Origin of the sequence: Nocardiopsis terrae (genome assembly GCF_014651695.1) — a bacterium.
In the GTDB taxonomy this organism is placed as follows: domain Bacteria; phylum Actinomycetota; class Actinomycetes; order Streptosporangiales; family Streptosporangiaceae; genus Nocardiopsis; species Nocardiopsis terrae.
This window is the reverse complement of the sequence record NZ_BMXJ01000002.1, coordinates 169,708-185,511: the sequence shown is the minus strand read 5'-3', so window position 1 is coordinate 185,511 and position 15,804 is coordinate 169,708. Positions and strand designations below refer to the sequence as shown.

Sequence of the window (15,804 nt, the reverse complement as noted above, 5' to 3'; positions counted from 1 at the left end):
GGACGATCAGGAAAGGGGAACTCCACGTTGCGTATCGACCTCAACTCCGATCTCGGTGAGAGCTTCGGCCGCTGGGAGCTCGGTGACGACCGCGCCCTGCTGTCCGTCGTGACCAGTGCCAACGTCGCCTGCGGCTTCCACGCGGGCGACCCCTCGGTGCTGCGCCGCACCACCGCGGAGGCGGCCGCCCGCGGGGTCGCCGTCGGCGGCCACGTCTCCTACCGGGACCTCGCCGGGTTCGGCCGCCGCTTCGTGGACGTGCCGCCCGCCGAACTCACCGACGAGGTGATCTACCAGCTCGGCGCGCTGTCCGCCTTCACCTCGGTGGCCGGCGACCGCGTCCGCTACGTCAAACCGCACGGCGCCCTGTACAACGCGATCGTCCACCACGAGGAGCAGGCCGCCGCGGTCGTCGAGGCCGTCCGCGCCTTCGACCCGGGCCTGCCCGTCCTCGGCCTGCCCGGATCACGCTTCCTGGCCCTGGCCGGGAAGGCGGGCCTGGCCGCCTACCGAGAGGCATTCGCCGACCGCGCCTACACCCCGCAGGGCACCCTCGTTCCGCGCCGCGAACCCGGTGCGGTCCTGCACGACCCCGAGGCCGTCGCCGAGCGCTGCCTGCGCATCGCCCGGGGCGAGCCCGTCGAGGCCGTGGACGGTACCCGGATCCTGGTCGAGGCCGACTCCCTGTGCGTCCACGGGGACAGTCCCGGCGCCGTGGAGACCGCCCGGGCCGTTTCCGAGCGGCTACGCGCCGAGGGCGTCACCATCGCCCCCTTCACCGGCGCGCCCGCCGCCGCACCGCCGGCCTCCGCCTGACCGAACCCGACCCGATCTGGAGCCGTACGTGCGCGTCCTGAAGTGCGCAGACACCGGGATACTGGTGGAGGTCGCCGACCTCGACCAGGTCATCGCCCTGGGCGCCGCCCTGGAAGCGGACCCGTTGCCGGGCGTCGCGGACGTCGTGCCGGCCGCCCGCACCGTCCTGCTGCGTCTGGAACCCGGGACCGACCCGGCCGGGGTCGCCGCGGCCGTCACCGGACTCCCCCTGACCACCGAGACCCACCTCAGGAGCGGGGACACCGTCACCATCGGCGTCCACTACGACGGCGAGGACCTCACCGACGTCGCCGAACTCACCGGACTCAGCCCGCGCGGGGTCGTCCGCGCTCACACCGCGGCGACCTGGACCGTCGCGTTCTGCGGGTTCGCCCCCGGCTTCGGCTACCTGGTCGGTGACGACCCCCGCCTGCGCGTACCCCGCCGGGGCGAGGCCCGCACCCGGGTCCCCCGGGGGTCCGTGGCGCTGGCGGGGGAGTTCACCGGTGTCTACCCGCGCAGCTCCCCCGGAGGGTGGCAGCTGCTCGGCCGCACCGACACCGTGACCTGGGACCTGGACCGGGACCCGCCCGGCCTTCTGCGGCCCGGCGTCCGGGTGCGCTTCGAGGAGGTCGCGTGAGCGGCACGGACGGGAGCGCGCTGGAGGTCCTGGCGACCGGGCCGATGACCACCGTGCAGGACGCGGGCCGGTTCGGCCACGCCGCCCTCGGCGTGGGCCGCTCCGGCGCGGCCGACCCCGACTCCTACGCGCTCGCCAACCGGCTCCTGGCCAACCCCCCGGGCGCCGCTGCCCTGGAGGTGACGCTCGGCGGACTGCGGGTCCGGGCGCACGGCACGGTCACCGTCACGGTGACCGGAGCCCGGGTACCGGTCCGGGTGGACGGGGGCGGCGCGGCGGCCAACGAGGTCCTGCACCTGCCCGACGGAGCCGAGCTCACCCTGGGCGCCCCCGAACGGGGGCTCCGTTCCTACCTGGGCGTACGCGGGGGAGTGGACGTACCGCCCGTGCTGGGCTCACGCAGCACCGACGTGCTCGCCGGGCTCGGCCCCGAAGTCCCCGTGGCCGGGGACGTACTGCCGGTCGGACCGGCCCCCGCCGCCTTCCCGAACCTGGACCACGCCCCCGTCGGGCCGGTCGGCGGCGACCGGGTGGAACTGCGGGTCGAACTCGGTCCCCGAGAGGACTGGTTCACCGAACGGGCCCGCACCGCCCTGCTGTCCGGGGACTACGAGGTGACCCCGCGCAGCGACCGGGTGGGCGCCCGCCTGGCCGGACCGGCCCTGGAACGGGCCCGCGAGGGCGAACTCCCCAGCGAGGGCATGGTCGCCGGGTCGCTCCAGGTCCCCCCGGACGGCGAACCGGTGCTGTTCCTCGCCGACCACCCGGTCACCGGCGGCTACCCGGTCATCGCGGTGGTCTGCTCCGCCGACCTGCCCCGGGCCGCCCAGGCCCGCCCGGGGACACGGATCCGCTTCGTGCTCTGAGCAGGGGCGCCCCGGGTACCGGAGCCGTGGCCGGGGCGCTGTTCAGCGGTCCGCGCCGCGCGGGGCCCCGGGGTCGGGGAATGGGTGATGGCGCTTCGGGGTTGGCATCATTTGGGACCCCAAAGTCGGGGCAGTTTTTGCCGGCTCAATCCCGGCCGAACTCGTAGTCGTCATTCACTTTATTATCTATGTTGTGACCTTTGTTATCACTTTAGCCTTGAGTAATAAATCGGCCAAGGAGGGGCCGGTTAAGGCCTTCCTGCGAAAGGTGGTGGTGCAGGTGGATAAGAGCAAGAACCTGTTCGACGGCATCATGAGGTTCGCTGACAGTTGGTTGTCGCTGCCCATTATTTTCCGGTGCTAGCTCCCAGGCGCCGACGGCTGAGGCCCGCACCCACGGTGCGGGCCTGTTGCTTTCCGGGTCAACGGTCTTGGGGAGGATAAGCCCCGGGGTCGGGGAAGGACTGGTCGGAGCGGTTCCGCCCGCCCCGCAGGCGTGCGCCCCGACCCTTCCGGGTTTCCGCTGCCCCGGCCGGTTCCCGCCCGGGCGACGGGCGCGCGGGGGCGGAACCGGAGGTGTCACGGGCGGGGAGGTCGGACTCGGGTCGCGCTGCCTGGCACATGGGACGCTCCAAGGGGCTGGGCTGCCTCCCAGCCTAGCGGGCTGACCGGAAACGTTGCCGGTGCGAGCCGGGGGACGGGCCCGGCGCCGACCTCAGGCGGGCGCCGGGGCGCCCAGGCGGCCGTCGCGCATCTCCAGCACCCGCCCGGCCGCACCGAGGTGCTCGGTGTCGTGCGTGACCAGCAGCGTCGCCACACCGAACGTCCGTGTCGCCTCCCCGACCAGCTCCATGACCCGTGCGCCCCGGTCGTGGTCCAGCGCCGCCGTCGGCTCGTCCACCAACAGAGCGCTCGGCCGCCCCGCCAGCGCCCGGGCGATGTTCACCCGCTGGCGCTCGCCCCCGGACAACTGGTGCGGGCGCCGGTGCTCCTTCCCGGAGAGCCCCACCGCGGCCAGGGTCTCCATCGCGGAGGCCCGCGCCTCGCGCACCGGACGGGACCGCATGTGCCCGGTGACCACCAGTTGCTCCACCGCGGTCAGCGAGCTGATCAGGTTCGGCTGCTGGAAGACGATGCCCACCTCGGCCAGGCGGAGTTCGGCCGTCTCCCGGGGGCGCAGCCCCAGCGTGTCCGTACCGCCGACGCGCACCGTGCCCGAGTCCGGCCGGATGAGGGTCGCGGCCACCGCCAGCAGGCTCGACTTGCCCGACCCGGACGGGCCGACCACGGCCGTCACCTCCCCGGGGGCCACCCGCACCGACACGCGGTCCAGGGCGGTCACCACCCCGTCGCCGTCGGGGTAGGTCAGGGTCACGTTGCTCAGTTCCAGGCTCATCGGACGCCTCCCAGGGCGGTCAGCGGGTCAACGGAGGTGATACGGCGCACGGCCAGGACCGCGCCGAGCATGCCCAGCACGACCATGGCGGCGACCGGGCCCAGGGTGGTGGCCGCGGTCAGCGAGAACGGCAGGGCGGAACCGGCCAGGGCGCCCAGCCCCACGCCCGCGGCGCCGCCCGCGGCGGTGCCCAGGAGCAGCACGATCAGGGCCTGGGCCAGGGCGTCGCGCAACAGGTAGCGGGTGGAGCCGCCGAGCGCCTTGAGGATCGCGACGTCCCCGCTGCGCTGGATCGTCCACACGGTCAGGAACGCCCCGATGACCAGGGCGGAGATCGCGTAGAGGAAACCCTGCATGGCGACCAGGGAGCTGTTCTCCGAGGAGAACGAACCGATCGCCCGGAGGCTGCCGGACAGGGTGGTGGAGACGGTGCCCGCCGCCTCGTCCGCGGCACCGGCCGCTTCCTCCGGCCCGACGGATGAGGCGACCACGTTGGCGATCGGCGCGTCCTCGCCCTCGGCGTGCCGCACCCGGGGGTCGAGCTCCTGCCAGGTTCCGATGCCGGTCCACACCGCCGGGGTGTGGCTGTAGTGCTCGGTTGGGGCGAGGGCGTCGACGGTCAGCTCGGTGCCGGCGACGGTCACCGTGTCGCCCTCGGCGACGCCGAGGTCCTCGGCGATCTCCTCGCTGACGACCAGACCGCCGTCGGCACCCAGACCCCCGGGTGCCAGGCGGCCGCCGGGGACCACCCCGAACAGCGCGATGGCGGCCCCTTCGCCGCCGTCGATTTCGATCCGGCTCCGGGTCACGCCGACCGGTTCGGCCCACTCCACCCCCTCGGCGGCGGACCAGGCGTCGAGTTGGGCCCGGGTGACGGTGCTGTCGGCGTAGGACTCCTCGGGGTCGCCGTCACCGGACGTGCCGAAGGCGATGCGGCTGGCGGGCAGGTTCCCGACCGCTGACGTGGACTGGTCGGCCAACCCCGCCGTCAACCCGGACAGCAGCACGATGAGCAGGGTGATGAGGGCGACGACGGAGCCCATCAGCGCGAACCGCCCCTTGGAGAAGCGGATGTCACGAAGGGCGACGAACACGGCGGCCCTCCTTTCGGTGGACACTCGGTGGATGCGTGCCTCCAGCCTCGTCCGCTCCGGGGCCGCCGTCATCGGGCGAACGGAGCGTTCCCGGGGGCGGCGGGGTGGAGCGCGGACTCCATCGAACGGTTGATGACCCGGTCACCCGTACCGTCATAAGCTGCACTGATGCGGTACGGAAGGGGGTGGGCGCCCGAACTGCCCGGTGTGGTGACGGTGCTCCGGGTGCTGCGTCTGCTCCTGCACGCCTGCTTCCTGTTCCTGCTCGGGGTCGGCACCGCCCGGTACGCTCTCACCGGCCCGGCCGCCGCCCACCCGCAGTGGACGCACTGGGCTGTCGGCTGCGGGGCCGCTCTGCTCGCCGCGGTCTACTGCGCCGGGGCGCTGGCCGCCCGGCACGACGTGCACCGGACCCGCTCCCTGGTGTGGCTCGCCGCGGTCACCCTGCTGTGGGCCCTCCTGTCCTGGGCGGCCCCGGACTTCGTGTGGCTGGCCTTCCCGCTGTACTTCCTGCACCTGCACCTGCTGCGCGGGCTCCACTCGGTGGCCGCGGTCGTGGTCATCACCGCCGCCGCCGTCCTGGGCCAGGTCCTGCACGGCGGGGCCCTCACCGCGGGAATGGTCCTCGGGCCGGTGCTCGGAGCGGTGTTCGCGGTGGCCATCGCCGCCGGTTACACGGCGCTGGACCGGGAGAGCGAACGGAGCCGGGAACTCATCGACACCCTCACCCGGACCCGTGACGAACTCGCCGCCGCCCAGCGCCGCACGGGGGTGCTCGACGAACGCGAACGCCTGGCCCGGGAGATCCACGACACCCTCGCCCAGGGCCTGTCCAGCATCGTGCTGCTGTTGCGCACCGCGGAGAGCGCCCTGCCGAAGGACCCCGGTCTCGCGGCCACCCGTGTCGCCGAGGCCCGGGAGAGCGCCTCCGCCAACCTCGCCGAGGCGCGCAGGTTCGTCCGGGACCTGGCCCCGCCCTCGCTGACCGGGGCCAATCTGCCTGACGCCCTGCGGCGGCTGTGCGAACGGGTGGGCCGCACCGGGGGTCTCGACTGCCGGTTCCGCACCGACGGCACCCCGGCCGAACTCCCCTCCGGCTACGAGGTCGCGCTGCTGCGCGCCGCCCAGGCCAGCCTCGCCAACGTCACCGCGCACGCCCGCGCCACCACCGCCGTGGTCACCCTCGGCTACCTGGGGGAGGAGGTCACCCTGGACGTGTACGACGACGGGGAGGGTTTCGTGCCCGAACGGCTCCGCCCGCGCCAGGACGGCACCGGTTACGGGATCGCCTCACTGCGCGAGCGCGTGGCCGCTCTGGGCGGGGACCTGCAGGTGGAGTCCGCGCCGGGCGAGGGCACCGCGGTGGCCGTCCGACTGCCCCTGACCCCGGAGGAGTCCCGGTGACCGACAGCCCCCTGCGCATCCTGCTGGTGGACGACCACCCGGTGGTCCGCCACGGACTCAAGGCGATGTTCGCCGAACGCCCCGACATGGACGTGGTGGCGGAGGCCGCCGACGGCCGGGCCGCCCTGGACGTACTCACCGGGGGACCGGGCGGCGGCCGGACGGAGGTCGACGTCGTGCTGATGGACCTGCGGATGGGCGCCGGCATGGACGGGGTCACCGCGATCCGGCGCATCACCGAACTCGACTCCCCGCCGCCGGTCCTGGTCCTGACCACCTACGACACCGACGCCGACATCCTCGCCGCGGTCGAGGCGGGCGCCACCGGCTACATGCTCAAGGACGCACCGCCGGACCAGCTGTGCGAGGCGGTGCACGCGGCCGCGCGCGGGCAGACCGCGCTCGCCCCCGACGTCGCGAACCGGCTCATGGCCCGGCTCCGTTCACCGCACCCGGCGCTGAGCGGACGCGAACTGGAGATCCTCGGCCTGCTGGCCAGGGGGCTGTCCAACCGGGCGATCTCCCGCGAGCTGTTCATCAGCGAGGCCACGGTCAAGACCCACCTGGTGCACGTGTTCGACAAGCTCGGGGTGGACAACCGCACCGCGGCCATCACCACGGCCCTGCAACGCGGCCTCATCCGCGTCGAGTGAACACAGGCCTTCCGTTCCGGGCCTTCGGGCGCAGGCCCAGGCGCCGCAGCTCCAGCGCGGCCAGTTCCGCCACCACCGTCCGGTCGTTCTCCTGCCAGGCCCCGGCGGGGTCCTCGTGCACCGCCGCCAACCCGGCGGCGGGGGCGCCGGACAGGGCGCGCAGCGCCAGCAGCCGGGTACGCGCCTCGGGGGCCAGCGCGCGGAGCCGTACCGTTCCGGTGGCGCGGACGATCCAGCGGGCGCGGGCGGGCAGCCAGGTGGCGGCGAGCAGGAACAGCGGAAGGGCGGCCACGAGCAGCGGCAGGGTGAGGGCGAGCGTGCCCACGGAGTCCTGGAAGGAGTCCCCCGCGGCGCTGAGGGACTCGCCGGTCCCGCTGAGGCCGGTGAAGGGGGCGGCCAGGGCCTCTCCGGCGAGGGGGACCTGCCGGACGTTCTCGGCGGCGGTGTCCATGTGCTCGGTCAGTCCCGCCCCGGTGCTGGACATGAGCTCGCCCGGACGGTTCAGGGACAGGAGGGTCTCACGCAGGGCCAGGGCCGCGTGGATCCACACGAACGCCCAGACGAGCGCGGCGAGGTCGCAGACGAGTTGGAGGCAGGCGCGGACCGGAGTGTCGGCGTACAGCTTCACAGGGCTCCCGGGGGGTGAGGGGGCTGGGGGGTGATGCCCACCCTTGCCCGTTACCCGTTTCCGCCCGGCGGCACCCGCCCCGGGGACGCCGGGCGCGGGGCGGATCAGCGTGGTTCTCGCGGCGCGGAGCATGACCCGGGACTGTCTCCCCGAACTCCTCGCCCTGGGGATTGCTGGAGGCGGCGCTCTTCACCGGCCCGGATCGAGGTCTCAGAAGTCGGGGGCGGCGGCGAGTGCGCGCAGCGGTTCCGGAAGGGGCAGCCCGTTGAGCTCCCACCCGGGGAACCCGCCGTGTGCGACCACGGCGCGCAGGTACTCCACCAGGGTGACCCCGGGGCGCCCCCGGACGCCGATCAGGACCGGATCCGCCGAGGCGTCGGGCAGCAGGACGTCGTGGGTGCCGCCGCTGACGTTGGCCTTGTGGAGTTCGTCCGGTGCCAGGTCGAAGCTGGTCACGGCACTGACTGGCCGAGTTCTTGCGATGGTGTTCCGGGTGTCCTCGGCCCCAGGGACCCCCTCGTCCTCGTCCGGGGCCCGGAGGCACTCCTCCACCCAGAAGCGCAGGTGGTCGATCCCGGGCAGGCAGAGAGGGTCCGGTGATCCGGTAACCGGGGAGAAATCGGTCTCCTCCGTCCAGGTCGGGACCGAGTGGTAGTGCAGCCCGATCTCCGGCCAGTCCCCGGTCAGACCGACCTCCCCGACCGTGCTCAGGTACGCGGCCAACGCGGCGGGCACACCCCCGATCTCCTCGGCGAGTGCGGCCGTCTCCGCCCGGGCGTCCGGACCGGGCGGTGTGTGGAAGGGGAACCCGCCGGAGGGCTCGAACCCCAGCTCGGGCAGGGACTCGGCGAGCCGGGACACGTGGGCGGCCACCCGGGCCATCGTCAGGTCGGCAACCTCCCGGACGTCCTCGCGCAGGTGGTCGGGGACCTGGCCCAACGCGCCCAGGTCGGCCCAGACCTCCTCGTGCCTGCCCGAGAGGTAGTGCTGTGCGTGGCTCGTCATGGAGGAGAGCCTAGGACGGTGTCCCGACGGTTTCCGGAACGGGCCCGTCAGGAAGACGGGCCCGCAGGAAAGCGGCCGGAGGGGCGGGGGTCAGGAACGCGGGCCCGTGCCGGACCCGGGGTCGCGTACCCGCACGATCTGGCTCAGGGCCGCGAGCAGCGGCAGTTCCAGTAGCGGCCCCGCCACCAGGGCGAGGGCGATGAGCGGGCGGTCCGGGAACGCGGCCACGGCGACCGCCAGCGCCACCGGCGAGTTGCGGGCCACCGAGGTCATGGTGAGGGTGACCCGCTGGTCGGCGGGGAGCCGGAGCAGTCGGCCCGTGCCCGCCGCCACCAACGGCATGACCAGGAAGAACAGTGCCAGCGGGAGCAGCAGCACCACCAGCTCGCCCAGGTGCCCCACCACCGTGCGGGCCTGCCAGGCGAACATCGCGAAGACCGCCGCGTACAGCAGTGGCAGGACCGAGGCGGCCACCACCGGCAGGACCCTCCGGTCCCGCCACCGCGCGCCCCGCCAGCGCCGGGCGCCCCGACGCAGCAGCACGGCGAGAACCACGGGCACCACCAACACCAGCAGAACCGCCTCCGCCAGGGTGCCGGTGTCGACCATCGCGGCCTCGCCGCCGAGCAGCAGCACATACACCGGCAACAGCAGCAACTGCAGAACCAGATTCACCGGCAGTACCGCCGCCGCTGCCCCCATGTGCCCGCGCGCCAGCCCGGTGAACACCAGGTACCAGTCGGTACACGGGGTGACCAGCAGCAGGAGGAGCCCGATGCGCAGGTCGGGGGAGCCGCCCAGCAGCCCGGCCCCCAGGGCCCAGGCGAAGAGGGGGGTGAAGACGAAGTTCAGCACCAGGCTGGCGGCGACCACCTTCCGGGCGCCGCGCACCTGGCGTGCCTGCCCGGCGTCCACCTGCGCGAACACGGCCGCCAGCATCACCACCAGCAGGGGGAGCACCAGGTGTCCCGCGGTCGCACCCAGCGGCCACAGCAGCCCGGACCCCAGCCCGAGCACGGCGGCCAGCGCCACGAACACACTCTGGAACTTCTCTGACGTGGACACGCTGTGGCTTCCCGCGGCTTCTCGGACGACGGTCGAACGCCCGCCCACGCTATTCGACGGTGGTCGCCGTCGCTTTCTGCGGGGGTTTCGCCGGGCCAGGACAGTGGGGCGGGTAACGGGGCGGGCAGCACGGAGCCGACGGGGACGGAACTCCCCCTGACATCGAGTCAACCGCGAACCGGCGGGGGTACGCCAGGGGCGGCCCCGGGCCTGTGGACAACCACCGCCCGGGGCCGACCCGGGGCCAACCGGGACCGCCTCGGAGTCAGCTCGGCAGCTCACCCCCGCGGGCGAGCTCCCCGTACCAGCGGCCGCTCGGTTTCACGGTGCGCGCGAAGGTCTTCCGGTCCACCCCGACCAGCCCGAACGTGGGCGCCCAGCTGCCCCACTCGTAGTTGTCCAGCAGCGACCAGTGCAGGTAGCCGCGCACGTCCACCCCGTCGGCCATCGCCCGGCCCAGCCCGGCCAGGGCGCCGGTGGTGTACTCGATCCGCTCCTCGTCGGAGGAGGTGGCGATACCGTTCTCCGTCACGAGGACGGGGACCCCGCCGGTGCGTTCGGCGGTGTGCCGGACGGCCCCTTCGAGGGCCTGCGGGTGGAACTCCCAGCCGGTGATGGTGCGGCGGACACCCGGTTCCGGCTCCCTCGGCCCCTCCGGCCCGACCACGACCCGGGTGTAGGCCTGCACACCCACGAAGGCGTCGTCCTTCGCGGCGTCCAGGAACTGGTCCTCGCGGGTGTACGCCCACTCCTCGGCGAGGGCGTCGGCGCCGTCCACCGCCTGGAAGTTCTGGTTGGCCACGGTCCACCCGGTGGCCGTCCCCGGCAGGTCGGACAGCTCCTCGCTGGCGGCGTGGTGCGCCGCCACCAGCGCCTCGGCGGTCTCCTGGTCCGGCGGTGGCATCGCCCCGGCCACGGCCTCCCTGCGCTCGCCCTGACGGAACATGTTGGCCATCATCGCGAGCATGTTCGGTTCGTTGACGGTGCACACCCACGGCACACCGTCCAGGACCGCCCTGGCCTGGCGCACGTACCGGCGGAACAGGCCGACGCCGTCCGGGCCGGTCCAGCCGCCCGCCGCACGGAACCAGGCGGGCGAGGTGAAGTGGTGCAGGGTCACCACGGGGGTGAGTCCGCGTTCCAGGCACCCCTCGACGATCCGCCGGTAGTGCGCCAGTTCGGCCAGGGAGAAGCGCCCCGGCTCGGGTTCGATCCGGGCCCACTCGATCCCGAACCGGTAGCTGTTCAGCCCCAGGTCCCGGACGATGTCCAGGTCCTCGCGCCACCGGTGGTAGCTGTCGCAGGCGTCGCCGCTGCGCTCGGGCAGGATCGACCCCTCGGTGTTCTCCAGCGCCCAGATGTCACTGTCGGTGTTGTTGCCCTCGACCTGGTGCCCGGCGGTGGCCGCGCCCCAGAGGAACCCCTCGGGAAGGTTCGTCATCGTGTCGTCCCCCTCCTCAACCGGTGATCTCGCCGCGTTCGACGGCCGCCCGGCGTTTGGCCTCCACGTCGTCCACGAGGAGGTCGAGCATCTCCTCGGTGACCCCGAGGCCGAAGGTCCGCAGCGTGATCAGCGGCAGGGAGTCCGCCATCCGGAGCAGGTCCTCTGGCACGTCCGAGAGCCCGGGGAACGAGGACATCAGCTCCCGCATCACCGGCCCCCCGACGCGGTGGGTGCGCCACTCGCTCACCGTGCAGTACTTGGTCAGCTTCCGTACGTACCGGTCGCCCTCGGTGGTGATCCCGCCGGTGAGCCGGACGTCCCGGGAGGAGGCGCCGACGGAGACGGTGTAGGTGCCCGCGGCCAGGGACCAGCGGTGGTCCCTGGGGTCCCAGACGGACAGGTCGCGTCCGGTCAGCGGGAGCTCGATCCGGGTGCTCTCCCCCGGTTCCAGCGCCGCCTTCGCGAAGCCGCGCAGTTCGCGGCGGGGCCGCGTCGGGTGGTCCTGCTCGACGCCGGTGTAGAGCTGGGCCACCTCGCTCCCCGCGCGGTCGCCGGTGTTGGTGACGGTGAACGACACCGTCCACGCGTTCTCCCCGTTCGGGGCCACCTCCAGCTCCGAGTACGCGAAGCTCGTGTAGGTGAGCCCGAACCCGAAGGGGTAGGCGACCGGGACGTCCAGGGTGTCGAAGTGGCGGTAGCCGACGAACACGCCCTCGCCGTGGCGGACCCTGCCGTGCTCGCCGGGGAAGTTCAGGTACGTGGCGTGGTCGCTCAGCCGCACCGGGATGGTCTCGGTGAGACGGCCGGACGGTGCGGCGGCCCCGGTCAGCACGTCCACGACGGCGGCCCCGCCGGCCTGGCCGAGCAGCCAGCCCTCCAGGACGGCGTCGGCCCGGTCCTGCCACTCGGCCACCGAGACCACACCGCCGTTGGACAGCACGACCACGACCCGCTCGCTGACCTCGCGCACCCTGGCGAGCAGTTCGAGCTGGGGCGCGGGCAGGCCGATCGTGGTCCGGTCGTAGCCCTCGGACTCGGCGGACTCGGGCAGCCCCAGGAACAGCACGGCGGTGTCCGCCTCGCGTGCGGCCTCGACGGCCTCCTCGGCCAGCGCGGGCTCCTCGGTCCCGTCCAGGGTGAACCCGGCGGCGAACCGCACACCCGCGAGGGCGCCCTCGGAGACGGCGGCCTCGAAGGAGTCCAGGGCGCTGTGCACCCTGGTCGGCACCACGTGGGAGGAGCCGCCGCCCTGGTAGCGGGGGGTGCGGGCGAACTCGCCGACCACGGCCACGGACCGGTCGGCGGCCAGCGGCAGTGCACCGCCGTCGTTCTTCAGCAGCACCAGCGCCTCACGGGCGGCCTCGCGGGCCAGGGCGTCGTGCGCCTCGTGCTCCGGGGAGCGGGTGGTGTCGGTCCGCACCCGGTCCTGGAGCCGTTTCAGCCGCTCCACCACCGTGTCCAGCACGGACTCGTCCAGTTCGCCCCCGCGCACGGCGTCTGCGACGAGCTGGTCGGTGCCGCTGGGCGGCATCTCCAGGTCGAGCCCGGCGCGTACCGCGGCGACCCGGTCGAAGACGGCGCCCCAGTCGGAGACCACCACGCCCTCGAACCCCCACTCGCCGCGCAGCAGGTCGGTCAGCAGCCACGGGTCCTGGCTGGTGTAGACCCCGTTGAGCCGGTTGTAGGAGCTCATCACCATGGCGGGTTCGGTGGTGCGGATGACCTCCTCGAAGGCGGGGAGGTAGATCTCGCGCAGGGTGCGCTCGTCCACCTCGGCGCTGACGCGGTGCCGGTCGGTCTCCTGGTTGTTGGCGGCGAAGTGCTTGACGCAGGCGCCGACGCCCTGGGACTGGATGCCCTCCACCAGTGCGGCGGCGATCCGCGCGGTGACGTGGGGGTCCTCGGAGACGTACTCGAAGTTGCGGCCGCACAGGGGCGAACGCTTGATGTTCATGCCGGGGCCGAGGACGACGTCCACCCCCAGCGCGCTGGCCTCGCCGCCCAGGGCCTCGCCGACCCTGCGCACCAGGTCCGGGTTCCAGGTGGAGCCGAGCCCGACGGCGGGCGGGAAGCAGGTGGAGGGGACGCTGCCGCCGATGCCGAGGTGGTCGCCCTCGTCGGGTTGCTGCCGCAGGCCGTGCGGGCCGTCGGCCAGGTGGAGGGGGCGCAGTTCGCCCTCCACCCCGGTGCTGTGCCAGGTGTCGGAGCCGGAGGTGACCGAGGCCTTCACGGTCAGGTCGAGGCGGGGGTGGGTGCTCATCTGGACCTTTCTTGGGTGGGGTCGGTGGCGCTCGTGGGGTCGGCTGGGCCGGTGCTGTCGGTGGCGCCGGTGGTGTCGGCGGCACCGGGCGTGGGGTCGTCGGGGTCGGGCGCGGGCCGTTCCCCCGGGCCCCGGTCCCGGGCGGGGATCCCGAGGCTGCGCAGGAAGGCGAGGACGGAGGCCCGCATGTCGACGGCGCCCGGGTCCAGCAGCCACTGGACCTGGAGTCCGTCCAGGAGGGCGAGGAACTGCTGTGCGGCCGTCTCGGGGGAGGGCGCGGGGGTGGGTTCGGTCCGCTCGTCGAGCAGGGCGGCGAACGCGGGTACGAGCAGGCCGCGCAGGATCTGGTAACGGCCGAAGAAGTACTCGTGCGCGGGGTGGGCGGGGTCGGTGGCCTCGGCCGACAGGTTGACGTAGAGCGAGACCAGTCCCGGGGTGCCCGTGTTGCGTTCGACGATCCCCACGACGTTGTCGACGAGTTCCCGGGGGGTGAGGCCCTCGTCGAGGACCAGGGGGGCGTCGACCGCGTCGCGCCTGCTCAACACGTGTATGAGGGTCGCCTCCTTGTTGGGGAAGTGGTGGAGCACCCCGGCGTGGGTGAGCCGGGCGTGCGCGGCGATGTCGCGCAGGGACACCGCCCGGTAGCCGGAGCGGGAGAACAGCTCCGTGGCGGAGTCGATGATGCGCTGCCGGGTGCGTTCCCCCTTGCTCATGCGGTTGCCCTGGTTCAGGCGCTGCCGGGCGCGCTCTCTGTCCGTCACGGGACGGTCTCCTAGCGGGTTGTCGCGTGTTCGTGCCACGAGTTTCTGTGTCTCCCGGCGGCCGTGCAGGCCGTGGTGGCTCCGAGATTACGGTCCCGGCCGCCCGTTCTCCCGCTCTTCCTGGATCGGTTTCGGTGTTGTACGGTGACCGACACGAAACCTACCATGTGGTTAATTTGTGGTGCCAGACACAACAACCAATCCCCCGGAGTTTCCTTCGGGCCTTGCTCACCGGAGTGGGACATGCAGACCAAGACCCGCATCAACACAGGTGTGGCCGCCGCGGGCGCGCTCGCGCTCATGCTGACCGGCTGCGCCGGTTCCAGCGCCGACACGGACTCCTCGTCCCTGACGATCGGGACCATGACCGTCCCGCAGAGCCTGGACCCGGCCGAGGCGATGGGCAGCGCCATGCCCTACTTCCAGGCGGTCTACGACACGCTCGTCAAGCGGGAGCCCGACGGCGGCTACGCGCCCATGCTGGCCACCGGGTGGACCTACGACGAGTCCCTCACCGAACTCACGCTCACCCTGCGCGAGGACGTCACCTTCGACGACGGGACCCCGTTCGACGCCGAGGCGGTCAAGGCCAACCTGGAGCGCTTCCGCGACGGTGGCGGCGGCCAGGCCCAGACCATGGCCCTGCTGGAGGAGGTCGAGGTCGTCGACGCCACCACCGCCGTCCTGCACCTGGAACAGCCCAACCCGGCGATGGTCTTCTACCTCAGCGACGCCGCGGGCCTCATGGCCAACCCGGCCGCCTTCGACGGCGACTCCCTCACCACCGACCCGGACGGCACCGGACCCTACGAACTGGACTCCGGCCGCACCGCCGTCGGCACCACCTGGGTGTACACCCGCGCCGACGGCTACTGGGGCGAGGAGCTGCCCTACGACGAGGTCGCCATCAACCTCTTCGACAACGAGAACGCGATCGTCAACGGCGTGCGCACCGGGCAGATCAACGCCGCCCTGCTCCAGGACGTCGACCAGCAGGCGGTCGCCGAATCCGACCCGGAGGTGCAGACCCAGCCCCAGGCCATCGATTACCAGGGCATCATCCTGTTCGACCGGGACGGGCACATCACCCCCGAACTCGCCGAACCCGGGGTCCGCCAGGCCATCAACCACGCCGTGGACCGCGAGACCATGCTCGAACAGCTCCGCAACGGCCAGGGCGAGACCACCAACCAGATCTTCGGCCCCCAGACCGACGCCTACGACCCCGAGCTGGACTCCTACTACGACCACGATCCCGAACGCGCCCGCGAACTCCTCGCCGACGCCGGGTACCCCGACGGCTTCGCCCTCACCCTGCCCCGGATGAGCGAGATCGTCTCCGACCCGCTGGCCACCAGCCTCCAGAGCGACCTCGCCGACGTCGGCATCGACCTGACCTGGGACAACCTCGACTCGGGCAGCGCCCTGAACAGCATCTTCACCGAGCAGGCCTACCCGGGCATGGTCATGAACAACGCCCAGCCCGCCGAGGACTGGGTGACCACGGTCGAACTGGTCCTGCCCGGCACCTTCAACTTCTTCGGCACCACCGACGAGACCGTCCAGGAACTCACCCGCGCCATCCAGACCTCCCCCGAGGGGGAGGCCGCCGACCAGGCGCGCGAACTCAACCGGCACCTGGTCGAACAGGGCTGGTTCGTGCCCTTCTACCGGATGACGTTCCTGCACGTCAGCGACGGCACCGTCGACGTCGAACCCCAGTCCGGCATGGCCGTCCCCGCCCTGTACAACTACGCCCCCGCCGAGTAGGG

Annotated in this window: 15 protein-coding genes; 7 read left to right on the top strand and 8 right to left on the bottom strand. The window is 72.9% G+C overall.

Annotated features, from left to right (window positions below; all coding sequences use genetic code 11):
* The first annotated feature begins 27 nt into the window (after window positions 1–27).
* The 4 genes from IE195_RS04925 to IE195_RS04910 all read left to right on the top strand — a co-directional run bounded on the left by IE195_RS04925 (window position 28) and on the right by IE195_RS04910 (window position 2,686).
* Window positions 28–816, top strand: coding sequence for a LamB/YcsF family protein (locus IE195_RS04925; RefSeq protein ID WP_191268193.1), 789 nt, complete (start codon window positions 28–30; stop codon window positions 814–816).
* 28 nt (window positions 817–844) lie between these two features.
* Window positions 845–1,456 (top strand): 5-oxoprolinase subunit B family protein, encoded by a 612-nt coding sequence (locus IE195_RS04920; protein ID WP_191268192.1) that lies wholly within the window; start codon window positions 845–847, stop codon window positions 1,454–1,456.
* A complete protein-coding gene (locus IE195_RS04915; protein WP_268249152.1) occupies window positions 1,453–2,322 on the top strand; it encodes a 5-oxoprolinase subunit C family protein in 870 nt (289 codons plus the stop codon). Before IE195_RS04920 ends, IE195_RS04915 begins: the two co-directional genes overlap by 4 nt.
* Window positions 2,323–2,515: 193 nt before the next feature.
* Window positions 2,516–2,686 carry a hypothetical protein gene (locus tag IE195_RS04910; protein ID WP_191268190.1) on the top strand — a complete coding sequence of 57 codons (171 nt, stop codon included), beginning with the start codon at window positions 2,516–2,518 and terminating at the stop codon, window positions 2,684–2,686.
* A gap of 351 nt (window positions 2,687–3,037) precedes the next feature.
* On the opposite strand, the gene IE195_RS04905 is transcribed toward IE195_RS04910, so the two are convergent.
* Together IE195_RS04905 and IE195_RS04900 are read right to left on the bottom strand one after the other, a co-directional pair.
* Window positions 3,038–3,718, bottom strand: a complete 681-nt coding sequence (locus IE195_RS04905; RefSeq protein ID WP_191268189.1) for an ABC transporter ATP-binding protein — start codon at window positions 3,716–3,718, stop codon at window positions 3,038–3,040.
* Complete coding sequence (locus IE195_RS04900) at window positions 3,715–4,812, bottom strand: ABC transporter permease (RefSeq protein WP_191268188.1); 1,098 nt, start codon at window positions 4,810–4,812, stop codon at window positions 3,715–3,717. The genes IE195_RS04905 and IE195_RS04900 overlap by 4 nt, the downstream gene beginning before the upstream one ends.
* Window positions 4,813–4,980: 168 nt before the next feature.
* Here IE195_RS04900 and IE195_RS04895 point away from each other — a divergent pair, with 168 nt between their 5' ends.
* Both IE195_RS04895 and IE195_RS04890 read left to right on the top strand, forming a co-directional pair.
* Window positions 4,981–6,216: a sensor histidine kinase gene (locus tag IE195_RS04895; RefSeq protein WP_191268187.1), complete on the top strand. Its 1,236-nt coding sequence runs from the start codon at window positions 4,981–4,983 to the stop codon at window positions 6,214–6,216.
* On the top strand, window positions 6,213–6,869 hold the full coding sequence (locus IE195_RS04890) for a response regulator (protein WP_191268186.1): 657 nt from the start codon (window positions 6,213–6,215) through the stop codon (window positions 6,867–6,869). The genes IE195_RS04895 and IE195_RS04890 overlap by 4 nt, the downstream gene beginning before the upstream one ends.
* Here IE195_RS04890 and IE195_RS04885 read toward each other — a convergent pair.
* From IE195_RS04885 to IE195_RS04860, 6 genes are all read right to left on the bottom strand, one after another.
* Complete coding sequence (locus IE195_RS04885; protein ID WP_191268185.1) at window positions 6,853–7,497, bottom strand: hypothetical protein; 645 nt, start codon at window positions 7,495–7,497, stop codon at window positions 6,853–6,855. The two genes, IE195_RS04890 and IE195_RS04885, sit on opposite strands and share 17 nt — an antisense overlap.
* A 210-nt stretch (window positions 7,498–7,707) precedes the next feature.
* A complete protein-coding gene (locus tag IE195_RS04880; RefSeq protein ID WP_191268184.1) occupies window positions 7,708–8,502 on the bottom strand; it encodes a hypothetical protein in 795 nt (264 codons plus the stop codon).
* Window positions 8,503–8,592: 90 nt separating this feature from the next.
* Window positions 8,593–9,567 carry an arsenic resistance protein gene (locus tag IE195_RS04875; protein WP_191268183.1) on the bottom strand — a complete coding sequence of 325 codons (975 nt, stop codon included), beginning with the start codon at window positions 9,565–9,567 and terminating at the stop codon, window positions 8,593–8,595.
* A 265-nt stretch (window positions 9,568–9,832) separates the two neighbouring features.
* Entirely contained in the window at window positions 9,833–11,008 is a 1,176-nt protein-coding gene (locus IE195_RS04870; protein ID WP_191268182.1) for a glycoside hydrolase family 1 protein, read from the bottom strand.
* A gap of 16 nt (window positions 11,009–11,024) precedes the next feature.
* Window positions 11,025–13,271, bottom strand: coding sequence for a glycoside hydrolase family 3 C-terminal domain-containing protein (locus IE195_RS04865; RefSeq protein ID WP_191268181.1), 2,247 nt, complete (start codon window positions 13,269–13,271; stop codon window positions 11,025–11,027).
* Window positions 13,268–14,032 (bottom strand): TetR/AcrR family transcriptional regulator, encoded by a 765-nt coding sequence (locus IE195_RS04860; protein ID WP_229826088.1) that lies wholly within the window; start codon window positions 14,030–14,032, stop codon window positions 13,268–13,270. Before IE195_RS04860 ends, IE195_RS04865 begins: the two co-directional genes overlap by 4 nt.
* A 243-nt stretch (window positions 14,033–14,275) precedes the next feature.
* Between IE195_RS04860 and IE195_RS04855 the strand changes: the two genes are divergently transcribed.
* The gene (locus tag IE195_RS04855; protein WP_191268180.1) at window positions 14,276–15,802 is read left to right on the top strand and encodes an ABC transporter substrate-binding protein; all 1,527 of its coding nucleotides are present in this window, start codon (window positions 14,276–14,278) and stop codon (window positions 15,800–15,802) included.
* Window positions 15,803–15,804 lie beyond the last annotated feature (2 nt).